General features: G+C 66.8%; 11 protein-coding genes, 1 tRNA gene and 1 pseudogene. 7 read left to right on the plus strand and 6 right to left on the minus strand.

All coding sequences use genetic code 11. The features are described from left to right. Positions 1-81: 81 nt before the first annotated feature. Entirely contained in the window at positions 82-426 is a 345-nt protein-coding gene (locus ACZ4Z3_RS22840) for a hypothetical protein (protein WP_468502752.1), read from the minus strand. 365 nt (positions 427-791) lie between these two features. On the opposite strand from ACZ4Z3_RS22840, the gene ACZ4Z3_RS22845 reads away from it, so the two are divergent. The 3 genes and pseudogenes from ACZ4Z3_RS22845 to ACZ4Z3_RS22855 all read left to right on the plus strand — a co-directional run. Continuing rightward, positions 792-1,799 (plus strand): acyl-CoA desaturase, encoded by a 1,008-nt coding sequence (locus ACZ4Z3_RS22845; protein ID WP_468502720.1) that lies wholly within the window; start codon positions 792-794, stop codon positions 1,797-1,799. Between the two features lie 45 nt (positions 1,800-1,844). Further along, a complete protein-coding gene (locus ACZ4Z3_RS22850; protein WP_468502721.1) occupies positions 1,845-2,249 on the plus strand; it encodes a DUF5994 family protein in 405 nt (134 codons plus the stop codon). A gap of 30 nt (positions 2,250-2,279) precedes the next feature. Then, positions 2,280-2,680: pseudogene (locus tag ACZ4Z3_RS22855) on the plus strand (DUF5994 family protein); the annotation flags it as partial. Between the two features lie 65 nt (positions 2,681-2,745). Here the strand turns inward: ACZ4Z3_RS22855 and ACZ4Z3_RS22860 are convergent. Further along, positions 2,746-5,745, minus strand: coding sequence for an FG-GAP-like repeat-containing protein (locus ACZ4Z3_RS22860; protein ID WP_468502722.1), 3,000 nt, complete (start codon positions 5,743-5,745; stop codon positions 2,746-2,748). Between the two features lie 744 nt (positions 5,746-6,489). On the opposite strand from ACZ4Z3_RS22860, the gene ACZ4Z3_RS22865 reads away from it, so the two are divergent. The 3 genes from ACZ4Z3_RS22865 (at position 6,490) to ACZ4Z3_RS22875 (ending at position 8,250) form a co-directional block, all read left to right on the plus strand. After that, entirely contained in the window at positions 6,490-6,846 is a 357-nt protein-coding gene (locus ACZ4Z3_RS22865) for a hypothetical protein (protein WP_468502723.1), read from the plus strand. A gap of 324 nt (positions 6,847-7,170) precedes the next feature. After that, on the plus strand, positions 7,171-8,157 hold the full coding sequence (locus ACZ4Z3_RS22870) for a DUF6414 family protein (RefSeq protein ID WP_468502724.1): 987 nt from the start codon (positions 7,171-7,173) through the stop codon (positions 8,155-8,157). A 3-nt stretch (positions 8,158-8,160) separates the two neighbouring features. Then, positions 8,161-8,250: transfer RNA gene (locus ACZ4Z3_RS22875), tRNA-Ser, on the plus strand. Positions 8,251-8,312: 62 nt separating this feature from the next. On the opposite strand, the gene ACZ4Z3_RS22880 is transcribed toward ACZ4Z3_RS22875, so the two are convergent. Next, a complete protein-coding gene (locus ACZ4Z3_RS22880; protein WP_468502725.1) occupies positions 8,313-10,046 on the minus strand; it encodes a tetratricopeptide repeat protein in 1,734 nt (577 codons plus the stop codon). Further along, on the minus strand, positions 10,043-10,201 hold the full coding sequence (locus ACZ4Z3_RS22885) for a hypothetical protein (protein ID WP_468502726.1): 159 nt from the start codon (positions 10,199-10,201) through the stop codon (positions 10,043-10,045). The genes ACZ4Z3_RS22880 and ACZ4Z3_RS22885 overlap by 4 nt, the downstream gene beginning before the upstream one ends. Here ACZ4Z3_RS22885 and ACZ4Z3_RS22890 point away from each other — a divergent pair. After that, entirely contained in the window at positions 10,196-10,531 is a 336-nt protein-coding gene (locus ACZ4Z3_RS22890; protein ID WP_468502727.1) for a hypothetical protein, read from the plus strand. The two genes, ACZ4Z3_RS22885 and ACZ4Z3_RS22890, sit on opposite strands and share 6 nt — an antisense overlap. A 402-nt stretch (positions 10,532-10,933) precedes the next feature. Here ACZ4Z3_RS22890 and ACZ4Z3_RS22895 read toward each other — a convergent pair whose 3' ends face one another. Both ACZ4Z3_RS22895 and ACZ4Z3_RS22900 read right to left on the minus strand, forming a co-directional pair. Next, positions 10,934-11,575 carry a hypothetical protein gene (locus ACZ4Z3_RS22895; protein WP_468502728.1) on the minus strand — a complete coding sequence of 214 codons (642 nt, stop codon included), beginning with the start codon at positions 11,573-11,575 and terminating at the stop codon, positions 10,934-10,936. A 120-nt stretch (positions 11,576-11,695) separates the two neighbouring features. After that, positions 11,696-12,124 carry a hypothetical protein gene (locus tag ACZ4Z3_RS22900; protein ID WP_468502729.1) on the minus strand — a complete coding sequence of 143 codons (429 nt, stop codon included), beginning with the start codon at positions 12,122-12,124 and terminating at the stop codon, positions 11,696-11,698. Positions 12,125-12,781: the final 657 nt, after the last annotated feature.

Consider the following 12,781-nt stretch of genomic DNA (forward strand, 5'->3'; position numbering starts at 1 on the left):
TCGACCGCGAACCGCCGCCACTCCGGCGCTCGGGGGCGCACCGCACCCGCAGCCGCACCCGCAGCCAGCCCCGTGGGCCGCCTATGCGCGCAGCAGCCGTCCGGTGATCTCCCGGTACTCCCGCAGCGCGAACCGCAGTTCCGTGGACTGCGTCTCGTGGTCCAGGTCCGCCCAGCCCGCACGCAGGGCACGCCGCCGCTCCGCGAGGGCGTTCATCAACTGGGCGGTGGCCTCGTCGAACGCCCCCTCCGCCTCCTCCAGCGCCTCGCGCGGGCTGTCCGGGAAGGTGTTGACGGCATGTCCGAGGCGGCGCGTGATCTCCTCCCGTCCGTCCGAGGGGAGCAGCGGCTCCGGGCCCGTGGCAGGGCGTCCGGCGAGGCCGGAGGGCCGGTCCGCGGGCTGCTGGGCGCGTGTCTGGTCGTACATCGTCGTGTGTACCGCTTCCATGGGGATGAGGTCACCGCCCGAAGGCGCCGTTCGCCTCCTGGACGGTCTGCCGCGGGCTTCCGGAGACCCGGTCGCCCCTGCCCTTCCCGGCCCTGTGCCGTGCTGCCAGTCAACGTCCGGTGCCGGTGGGTGTCAACGCGCCGCCGGCCCGAACGGGCTTGCCGGAGGACGCTGACCAGCGGTGTCCGGGCGTCGTCCCGCACGAGGAGTACGGTGGGGAGCACGAGGGTGTGTCGTGCCGACCCGACAGGGCGTCTCCAGCACACCACCCATACCAGGGGCAGCCCGTGACCCCGGCGGTACCTCCGCCAGAGCGGCCTCATCGAGGGCAGGAGCCCCGTCCCATGTCACCCACTCCCACGCATGTCACATCTGTCCCGGCACCCCCGCCGGACACCGTCACGCCGCAGCGGACCTACGACGGCACCTCCCCCTTCCCGCCGGACGGCCCGGCGCCCGCGCGCGACGGCGGGGAGCGCCTGTACGTGGCCGTGACGGCGGTGATCGTCATCCTGCCGTTCGTGGCCCTCGGCCTGGCCGGCTGGCTGCTGTGGGGCCGTCTGATCCACCCCGCCGACATCGTGCTCGCCGCCGTCCTGTACACGATCACGGGCCTCGGCGTCACGGTCGGCTTCCACCGCGGACTCACCCACGGCGGCTACCGGGCCGTCCGTCCCGTGCGCATCGCGCTCGCGGTGGCCGGTTCGCTGAGCTTCCAGGGCGACGTCATCGGCTGGGTCGCCACCCACCGCCGCCACCACGCCTTCACCGACCGTCCCGGTGACCCGCACTCGCCGTACCGCTACGGCACACACCTGCGCGGCCAGTTGCGCGGACTGCTGCACGCCCATATCGGCTGGCTGTTCCGCAACGACCGCACCCCCGCCGAGCGTTACGCCCCCGACCTCCTCGCCGACCGCGACATCCGTGCCGTCTCCCGCGCCTTCCCGTTCTTGTGCGTCCTCACCCTGGCCCTGCCCTTCGCGGCGGGATGGGCGATCGGCGGCACCTGGACGTACGGCGTGACCGCCCTGCTGTGGGCGGGACTTGTCCGTATAGCGCTGCTCCACCACGTCACCTGGAGCGTCAACTCCCTCTGCCACGTGATCGGTGAGCGCCCCTTCCGCACCCGGCGCCACGACCGGGCCACCAACCTGTGGCCGCTCGCCCTGCTCTCCTTCGGTGAGAGCTGGCACAACCTCCACCACGCCGACCCCACCAGCGCCCGGCACGGCGTCGACCGCGGTCAGATCGACCCGTCGGCCGCCGTCATCCGCCTCCTCGAACGCCTCGGCTGGGTGTACGACGTGCGCTGGCCCACGCCGGAGCGTGTCGCGGCCCGTCGCGCCTGACGTCAACCACCCACCCATGCACGGCAGTCGACAGGAGCCCCGCCCATGACCACCGCACTGCAACCCCCGCTTCCCCCTCAACCCGTCCTGCGCCTGCGCCTGGCACCCCACGGCGGCCTGCCCCGGGCCGTCGACGGAGCGTGGTGGCCACGTTCCTACGACCTCCTGGTCGAACTTCCGCTTCTGCTCGCCGGGTTGCCACGGGAGTGGGGTCACGTCACCAGCGTCACCGTCAACGGGGCGACCTGGCCCGTGACGGCCGGCCGGATGTTCGTGTCCAACCAGGTCGTACGACTTTGCAGGACCCTGGCCGCGTCCGCCCCGCCCACCGTCGTCCTGCTCGCCCCCGGCCGGGGGCGCTGGGACCTGCTGGTCGTGCCCCCGGACACGACCGAGGAGGCAGCGGAACCGCTCATGGCGGCCGCGGCGGGCACCCCCGCGGGAGGCTGACCATGAGTTCCGGCCACGACCCCCCGCGGGGTGACCCGGCTCCGGCCGGACACCGTCCACCGCGCCGTGAAGCCCGGAACGGCCGTCGACGGCTGGAGACGACAACCGACCAGCAGGGCGTTCTCGACGGGGCGGGCGGCCGCACTCGTGTGACATCACGGACGAGCTTCCCGCCCTGATCACCGCGCTGACCGAGCTGCTGGGCACGGTCACACGGCTCGGCCTGGACCGGAGCGCCTGGGAGGAACCACCGACGCGGCCGGCTGTCGACGACCGCGTCATCCGGATCGGATCGACTCCTCCCGGTCGGTGACGACACCGTCCTCGTCACCCGGGGCGAGGCGGACCACTTCTCCCTCCTCGTGGTCCCGCCCCACGCGACGCCCGAGGCGGCACGCGCCGGGACGGCCGAATCGGTACGCGCGGGCAACGAGTTCGCCGACTGCCTGGTCAGGGGCTTGGCACTCCCTCGAACACGACCTGCTGTCACAGGCGGTCAGTACAGGGCCTTGTACCCCTGCCACCCGGCGGCGATCTGTACGCGTGGCCCGAACGAGCCTTTGCCGTCGCCGTTGTTGCGCCACAGTCGGCCGGATGTGTCGCGGGAGATGATGTCCGCCCTCCCGTCTCCGGTGATGTCACCTGCGCCCACCACGACGTTGTAGGAGGCACCCCAGTTGTCGGCCACGGCGACCCGCGCCTTGAAGCCACCGTTCGCCGTGCCCGCGTACCGCCACAGCTTGTTCGACTTGTCCTGCGCCAGCAGGTCTCCGAACCCGTCACCGTTGAGGTCGCCGACGCCGACGATCTTCTTGTAACCGGACCACTTGGAGAAGATCTTCACCCCGGCCGAGAGCTTTCCGCCGCTGGTGGCCTTGTACAGGTAGACGTCACCAGTGGACGCCCGGCGGGCGACCAGGTCCGCCCGGCCGTCACCGGTGATGTCGCCCGGTGAGGTCAGCACGTCGTACTGGTTCCAGCCCGACGCTCCCAGCGTGGTGTAGGGAGTGGATGTCGTCAGGGCTTTGCCGCACCCGGGGCGGTACGCCCGCAGCGCACCGTTGCCGAACCGCACGAGCATGTCGTTGCAACGGTCACCGTTCAGGTCTCCGAACGGCACGGCCGTGATCGAGGCCGGCCAGCCCGAGGCCGAGGTCTTCGTCGAGAGCTTCCCGCTGCCGTCGCCCCGGTGGAAGGAGAGCGCACCCTTGGAGGTGAGCGTGGCCAGGTCACCGATGCCGTCGGACCCGACATGGTCGCGTCTCACCGCGGCACCACCGGTCAGCTTCAGCGAGCCGGACACGGTCGCCGCCGCACCGCGCTGGTCGGCCGGGGGCGCCGTCAGCGTCCAGCTGTACGTGCCGTTCGGTGCGTACGCGCCTGTCGACGTCCTCCCGTTCCAGGACGTGCGGACCGCGTCGCGCGCGGCGCCACCGGTCAGCGTGCGCACGGTGGCGCCGGTCGCCTTGTTCCTGAGCACCAGCGTCCACGACGCGGCCGGCTTCGACAGCCACCACGTGCCGTCCCACGAGGCCGACGAGTCCACCAGGTTGACCGAAGGTTCCGTCCTCGCTCCCAGGACCGCGATGTCCGTGGCGGGGATGCCACTCCGCAGGACGTGGATGTCCTGGGAGGCCGGGTCCACGTAGCCGACCAGGCCGGTGTACGGATCGACGTCCCACTTCCCGGCCTTGGCCGCCAGGGTCCGGCTCACCGCGGAGCCGCTCGTGACGTCTGTGAGGGTCAGCGTTCCGGACGTGGAGTCACGCGTGACCAGGAAGCCGTCGCCCAGGCGCGCCTCTGCGCCCGTGGGCGCGTCGATGAGCGTCTTCCTGCGGGTGTCGTACACGTACGCCTTCGACTCGCTGCCCTGGGGAGTGCTGCACGAGCCGGACCAGTGCACCCAGCGTCCCACTGCCTGGAAGCCGCTCAGAGCGCAGCCGCTGCCACTGCCGAACACCCGGAACGACGTGATCGTGTTGCCCGAACGCACATCCTTGGCTGTGACCATGCCGTCGTCGGCCGCCGTCCACAGCGTTTCCCCCCACAGGCGAGTGGGGACCGCACCAGCCTCGCCCGTCCGGGTGAGCACGACCTTCCGTGTGTCGAGATCCGCCACTGTCAGGCCGTCTCCCGCGGGCGAGGGCCCACGCCAGGCCGCATACCGGCCCGCGACGTCCACCAGGCCATGGTTGTCCTGGAGGCCCGAACCCATCACGGTTCCGGGAAGGGACTGACCCCGGTCCAGGACGGAGACCTCCCCGGCTGGGGTCCGGATGACCGCCCGGCCGTCACCCGTACCCAACAGGTCGGGACAGTCACCGTGGTCCCCGGCCATGACCCCACACCGCCGGGTCGCTCCCCGATCCGTGCGCGGGCCCGTCGTCAGGGCCCCCGCCGTGGTCAGCGAGCGGCTGTACAGATGGGTCGCCCGGTCGCCGGACTCGTAGGTCATCAGCTCACCGCCGCTCAGATCGAGCGACTCGATCCCCATGGGCACGGCCGGAAGGTCCACGATCCGGCGGGCCACGGGCAGATTGTCGGCGCCCGCTTCGATCTTGGCGATGCCGTAGTCCAGAGAGGACTCACCGCCGGAGAGGACCAGGCCGCCGTCGGGGCTCACGACGGCAGCGGGATCCGCCCGCTTGAACAGGGGCAGCTCCGCGGAACCGTCGAAGGGCAGCGCCGACACACTCCAGACGGAGGACGCGTCGCGCCGCGCGACGACGACCGCGTCTCCGACGACGCCGAGGATCATGTTCTCCGAGGTGCGGGGGAACGTGACCTCGTGAGCGGGCGCGTCGTAGGCACCCTCGGCGTACACCCGCACCCGGGACGTGCCGTACCAGCTGACCAGGTAGTCGGGTCCCACCACGGTGGCCGTGCTCGCCACCAGTGGCGGCAGGATCGTGGCGGCACCGGTCTCCGCGTCCACCCAGGCGTACCGGAGGACCCGGTTCGGGCCGTCGTAGCCGTAGTAGTTGACGAGGATGCCGGAGGCCGAACCTCTGGGGAAGAAGAGGAAGACCGTCTTGTCCGGGAGTCCGGTCACCGGCCTTTGCACCGTACTGCCGTTCTCGTTGCGCAGCAGGAACAGCCCAGTCCGTTCCCCACCTGTCGACGTGCTGGTCAGGACGGTACGTCCGTACGTCTGCATATAGTTCTGGCCGGCCGGGATGGCCACGGCCTCGGTCGTACCGGTACCCATGTCCCGCAGTAGGACGTTCCCACCACTGCTCGAGGACGGGCGAAGGGCGACGACGTCCGAAGCGGTGCCGTACGACCCCGCGGTGCGCGGTTCGAGCCGCTCACCACCTTCCACAGGCTTTCGGCTGCCGTCGTAGCTGGTCCACCAGAGCCCGTAACCCTCGGCGGTGGAGCAGTACTCGAGGAATCCGGTAGTCCCCGCGCTCTGCAGATACGCCGAACGCGGAGTCGTGCGCATGGCGGCCGGAACGACGATCTCCGTCGCGGGATCCGCGTGCGCAGGCGCCACCAGCGGCAGTGTGGACACAGAGAGCGCCAACCCGACCAGTGCGACAAGGGAGCCACGCACGAAGGTATGACGAGTCACTTGCTTCCCCTCCCCGGCGGAGGGCCCCATCCCCCCGAACAAGCGGGCGGATCTTAGCAGCGGTTGAAGATAGATGACCTTGCTGAGCCGGTTGGCCGGCCCGTGTTGCAGCGCACCGGTGCACTCGCTCCGGGCGGGACTGCTCCGAGTCCGGGAGCGGTGGGTGGGCCGAGGCTGCCACAGAGAACTCGGGATGCAAGCGCCGCACCGCAGGTCAAGCCCAGCTTCCGAGGCTGGAGGCGTTGCGCGTACGGCTGCCCTCCGGAAGCCGTGCCCTCCGCGTGCCCGATCTTCGCGCCTGACGGGCCGGAACTTGCTGGACAACCTCCGGGAAAACACAAACCCCAGGCAGCTGACCTGGGGTTTCATCATGGAGCGGGTGACGAGAATCGAACTCGCGCTCTGAGCTTGGGAAGCTAGGGGCGTGTGGGAAGGATCGCCGGTCTGACATCTGGTGATGCCATCTCGGAGCTTGGTTCGCCGTCGACCTGTTACCCGCTGTTCCCCGTGGTTCCCCGTACGATCTGGCACGGGTCTGGCACGGACGCGCCGTCGAGCAGCACGGCTAGTACCCATTGGTCGTTCGCGACCATGACCGCGCGAGGCGTCCGGCGATGGCAACGACCGAGCCTCTGAGGTTCCTCAAGTCGCTTGGCAGTACAGAAAATGACCATCACGATGACCTGCATGCCAGGAATTTTGGGACTGAACAAGAAGCACAACTTCGTGCTGCTCGTCCGGGATTCGGACGTGATCGCGTCGGCCCTGCGTCAGGCGCTGCTCGAAGCCTCGCCCGAGGAACGGGCGGGCCTGGAGCTCGCCGCTTCACTCGTCGAGTCCACCGCCGCCGCCACCGAAACCCAGCTGCGTGCCCGCTGGGCGCACTCCCGGCTGGCCGCCGTCGGCTTCACGGGGGATATCGCCTCAGTCGCGGCCTTGAAGGCATTGCGCCAGGCGGAGCCGAAGCTGAGTTTGCTGGCGGCTGTGGAACTGCAGAAGGAGGCAGTGGCCTACCCGGAGTGATCCCTGCCCGAGCCCGGCAGGCTCCTTATTCAAGGGCTTCGCCGTAACCCACCCAGTGTCGAAGATCAACTCGGGGACCCCAGGCCAGAGGGGGGGGTGGGGGTGGTCACCTGTGGGTGCCGACTGTCAGTGCTAGTCGACCTCAGACGACCCAGGGACGGCCCAGGGATCCGAGCGCGCCTACCCCTTGAGCGCCGACACGGGCAAGTACGGCAGGGGACCGCCTTTTACGAAAATCGAGACAGCTGCACAGGTTGGGTGTCAATCTCGTCACATGGGGCCGCACTAGAGCCCACCAAGAACGTGTGAGGCGGGGAGAGATCAATGATTCTACGCGAGTTCCTCTACGTCGACACCGATAAGGTGCGCGCCCTTCTCGCTCAACTCGATGGCGGAATCGTGGAAGAATCGCGCGAAACGGAACGCAAAGAGAAGAGAACCACCTTCGGCCCACGCTCCGCAGCTCAGCATCTACAGGGAACTGGCAGCGAGAGCTACACAAACAAGTCCCTCGGCGACGCGCTCTTCCCTACCCTGGAAGAAGCATTGGAATCCGAACTTCTACTACATGACATCTCAGAGGAAGCATCGGATGCCGATGCCTGGGAATCAGGTAGCTTGAAGACAAAATACCCCCCAGGGTCACTCGTCCGAATCACAGCCCCAGGGTCCCTATTCGACACCAGGTATGCGGCCGCCGCGTTCGCCGCCTTCGGTCACGTGAATGTCGGGCTTAAGGGCATTGGCGCCTCGCCATCGAACGAGCCGCAGCAGGCAGGGAAGGGGAAGCAGAGCCAGCAGCGCCCCAGGCCGGCAAAAAAGTGGGAGGGTAGCTCCAACCAATTGGAGGATGCAATCCCAGACTTCCCGGCGGTCGGCGGAACGGACGGGAACACTCTCCGATCTTTCGTGCAGATCTCAAAGGGGGTATTCACCCCAGGCTTGCACATGAACATGGCCCCAGCCAAGGGCGCCCTAATCAGCGCGCGACTCCAAGAGGGGCGCCAGTATCTCGACACAGAGGCAGAGATTCTTTTCGCCCGCTACGGCACAGAGCGACATGATTGGACACTGGTCGGCAGTATCGGAAGCTACGGAACCGAAGAAACCGAACTGCCAGATATGAACTTCTACAATCCCGGCGGAAATATGAATCGTGGACTATTCGCCGAAGCCATGAACGCTCAAATGTGCAACCTCGGTAGGATCGGCTTTATTGACCTGCCTCAGCATCCGGGATTTTCCCTTATCCCTTTCGCCGTCTACAGGGGTATTCCTCGCAGTGCCGAATTGGTGCAGGTGCAGCCGTAGGTCGGTGGAGTCTCAATGACCGAGTCAAGCTGTCAACGATCTTGAAAACCGTCGTGGCGCAAGTCACCGTGGGTTCAAATCCCACACCCACCGCAAGGTGAAAGGGCCCCTGACCAGGCAATTGGTCAGGGGCCGATGTCGTGCGCGGTTCCCGCTCAGCACCGTGGTTCCCCCTGGCTTCCCGCTGGAACGGGCACGGATGGGGCACGGGGAGCTTCTGATCCGTAGCTCTGCAGAGATCGGTCGGGGGCGGTTGCTGGGGTTGCTGTATCTGGCTGCTGTACAGCTGCCGCTGCTTTGCGGGCGTAGGCGAGGTTGTTGCGGGTGGTCAGGGTGTCGGGGTGGGTGTCGCCCAGGACCTGCTCGCGCTGGGCGAGAGTGGCCTCGTACAGGGGGATGGCCCGCCCCAGATCCCCCGCCGACCGGTAGGCGTAGGCGAGGTTGTTGCGGCTGTTCAGGGTGTCGGGGTGGGTGTCGCCCAGGACCTGCTCGTATTTGGCGAGAGTGGCCTCCAGCAGGGGGATGGCGCGGGCGGTGTGGCCTTGATGGTGGAGACGGTCGGCGGCGGTGACGTACGCGTCGGTGAGGCGGGCGTTGTGGTGTCCGGGCGGGGTGGTGGCGGCGAGGGTGACCAGGTGGGGGGTGTGGGTGTCCCACTGGCTGTCGGTGGTGTCCTGGCCTGGCATCGGGGTCAGGTGGTGGAGAACTGCTTGTTCGGCGCGGTCGCGTCCTTGCAGGTGCCGAGGTGGTTGGGCGTGGTCGGCGGGTTGGGCGGTGCGTAGAACGGCTTGGACCAGGCGGTGGACGGTGACGGTGGTGCCGGTGTCGGTGACCATGCTGTAAGCGGCGAGGGTGCCGATGGCTTCCGCCGTATCGTCCGGGTCTGCGTCGGCCAAGGTGAGGAGGGTGTGGGGGATGTCGTCGGGGGCGAGCCAGGCGGCGGTGTGCAGCACCTCCACGGCCAGCGGATGCTCAGCCTCCAGGATCTGGAGAGTGACGTTCCAGACACGGGCGATGGTGCGTTCGGCGTCGATGCCGTGGGCGGTCCTGTCGAGTTTGGTGCCCAGACGGCGCCGGTAGGCGTCCAGGCTGACCCCTCGGTTCTGGGCGAGGTAGGCGCCGGCCTGTTTGACCGCCAGCGGCAGACACCCCAGATCGGCGACGAGCGCGCGGGCGTTCAGTTTCTGCTGCGGTGTGGGCGGGGTGTCCTTGAACACCAGCTCGAACAGCAGGGTGGTGGCGTCGTCGGGGCCCAGGTTGCCCAGGGGAAGTGTGGCGGCGCTGTCGGGCCAGCCGGTGGTGCGGCGGCTGGTGGCCAGGTGGCGGCCTTGGTGCAGAGCGCCGGTGTAGGGGGCGAGGTCGGCGGGGTCCTCGACGTTGTCGTAGATGAGGAGCCATCCCCGGTGCCAGGCCAGCCACTGCTTCGCCCACGACAGCTGTGCGCCGCGCTCGGCCGAGGCTGCCCAATCGGGTACCAGCGCCTTGGTGAGCTCGGTGAGGGATGTCTCGATCTCGTCGGGGGAGGCGGCGTTGATCCACCAGATCAGGGTGTAGTCGCTGCGGTGGCGGTGGGCGTAGCGCAGGGTGAGCGTGCTTTTGCCGATCCCGCCCAGCCCGTGCACGGCCCCGCTCTGCGTGATCGTTCCCTCGCCCCCGCCTGTCAGGATGCGGTGCAGCTGATTCAGCTCTTCATTCCGGCCCAGGCAGAGCATGGCCGGGGGCAGGTTCGAGGTACCCGGGGCCGCGGTGACCTTGTCCGGCGCATGCAATGCTTCGGTCGGCAGAACGTGCACATCGCCGCTGTAGGCGTCTCTGATGTGCTGGGCCCCGATCGCCCGCCCGCCGGAAGCCTCGATCCGCGGTCTAGCCGCGGTGTCGTCCGTCGTCACGGCCGTGGCAGGGTGTGACCGTCACCGGTGATCGCGGTGCCGATGTGCTGAGCGGCGATCGACCGCTCACCGGACGCCGTGATGGTGACCGTGCCCGCAGCCGGAGCGGGCAACAGCGCCGACAACTCCTCCCGCAGCCCGGGATCGTCTTGCAACGCGCGCCTGAGGAGTCTGCTCAGCACCGCTGCGGAGTAGGCGTCGTCCTGTTCGTCGGCGGCCTCGTCCACCACGCGTTCCAGCTCGGCCCGGCCCGCCTCGTCTCCACGCCGCCACACCAGCTGAAGGATCCGCTGCCCAAGACCCACCGTCGCATCAGCGGCAACATCCTGCGCCCGCATCAGCACCGCAGCCCCGTACGCCCCTACCGCAGCCGTCAGGTACGGGCCCGCCTGCTCCACCAACTGCACGACCTCAGCATCCACTTGCTCCCCCTGTTCCGCGCGGCTCTGAAGGAACCCAGCGAAGAAAAACCGCCCCTGCCGTGAAGCCCAAGCGCCCGAACCACCCGCAACGGTTCCTCACCGCTCACAGACCACGGTGCCAGGAAAACCTCACTGCTAACACGCCATCAGCTTGGGAAGCTGCGATCATTTGCGGTCCGTTCGTGCGCTGACCTGGGCGAACGGTCGCAGTGCTGCCTCGCCGGGCTCAGCTGCTTTCACCGTGATTCCCCGTTGCTTCCCGTCCCTGCTGGTGCGCTTGTGGTGCGGCACGTTCCGGCACTGCAGGGCAAGTGCCAGCTCGATGATGTCGCCTCGGATCCGAGCGCCCTACGGGTTGGCCTACACATCGATGCCTCAGGTCAGTCTGAGGTGAGGTCCGAGCGCATGGCCCTACGCAGGCTGTCAAGGCTGTTGCTCCCATGTCGCAGACTGGTTCAGGCGAATTCAGCTCTCGAACGACAACCTGACGAATTCAAACTCGCCCACCTGAAATTTTCCGTCCAGGTTATCGTCCAACCAGCATGTCAGATAGAGATAACGTGGACTGTCTGGAAATCTGACGTGTTCCTCGTTTGAATTGATTCCGGAAACGTAGATTTCATCCTGAGTTGCGGAGTGATTTCTAACTCTGGCGTCCGCAAAATAGTCGGCCATTCTCCCTATGGTGAGATGACTGTTGAAATGCTTGTAGGCGGCATAGCTGCAACCACTGCAAAACGGTGGCCTATTCGCCACGCCTTCGTCCTCGATGGTGCCGAATTTTGAATCATTGAAGGACGTGTTGATTTTGAGCCCTTGATTCTCCTTTAGGGTGGGGAATCGAATTGTGAAAGGTTGCCGATATAGGGCGACGTCGACAAACCGAGTGGATTCGTCAGTCCACTTCTTATGTGACATCTGAGCAAGGGAGCCGTTCTGTCGGAACTCCATACCCAATGATGGAGTCGCGAGTAGATCTGGTTGCTTTGCTTGAGGTTTCGGCCTCAACTCCAGATAGCTGTTGAGTACTGCGAGAACGACGAAAACTGCGACTGCGGCCGACAAGAGCCAAAGAATGACCGGACTGAGAGTGAACTTATTGTTCACATCTCCGGTGTGAATGGAACCGCGATTGTCCCTCACTGCTGCTGACTGTTTCCCCGACGCTGACACCCGTGTGCCTTTAGTTGGCTCGTCGGCGGGATTAGGGAGGTGACCCATTGTTGATCACGCAGTCATCTGGCCGGGATTTGTGTCGCCGGTCGAGATTTTACCGGTAGAGGTGTATACAGCGACTGAGCGCTCTCCGGAAGCCGTGATATTGACTGACGTTGAGGGTAGCGCCGGACGAGGCAGTGCCTCAATTACCGTGAAGAGGTCAGGATTCTCCTGCAGCAAATTGATGATTGCCGCGCGGAGATTATCTTGAGATTCCGTGCTATCGGGTGCGTTGGAGAGGTCGGTGATAGCCCGAATGATGGACGTCTGCTCAGAGCCGTCTCTGCGAGCCAACAGGCGCATGACGCGGTGACCGAAGGCGACGGTGGCATCAGCTGCCGCGTCATTGGCGCGAGTGAAGACTGCGGTGCCGTATGCCCCTGCCGCGGCCACGATGTAAGGCGTAATCTCCTGTGCGAGCGTTACGGCATCGCTCATAGCCCCCCCCGTTCCAATGCAAGACAAGACCATACGTGCGGAATGAATATAGCCGTCATTACTTGATCATTACAGGAGGTGCGTCGAAGATGTTCGCTATCTTTCGACGCTGGAGAACCTTTGGGTAACTTGCGATCGCTGAAGGCTCGAAAATAACAGGGCTGCACTGCAAGTCGCCCTGGGGGCTCATAGACAGCTGAGGTCGGCGGAGCGGCTTTGGGGTGGCGCTGCTTTGGCGCGAGTGATCATGGCCCCGTAAGCTTGCGGCGCGTCGGGCAGTCTGTGGACCTGCCCGGTAAAGCACGACGTTGGGGCCATGATCTTCGAGGCTCGCGCCAAAGTGGCTCCGTAAAGCCGTGGAGCCGACCGCCCCAGCCACGACGTACCCCTTCTCTGGCATCAGGCGGCTGATCGCTCCAGCGCGGCACGGGCGCCGGCCGGGCTGGAGCGGGGCGGAGACTGGAGCGCAGGCCCGGCCGGGGGCCGGGCCGCGCGCGGGGAGCGGAGCGAGCCGCCTTGAACCCGTGAAGAAGGTTGTTACTCAGCAGGGGCTGTGATGCGCTGTCGGGTCTCAGGTGATGGTTGACGGTTCGGCGTCGGGTGATGCTTGACGTCTGTCCTAGACGATCTTTCGTCTGTTGTACTCCCCGGATTTGC

This window comes from Streptomyces sp. NPDC030296 (assembly GCF_055572815.1).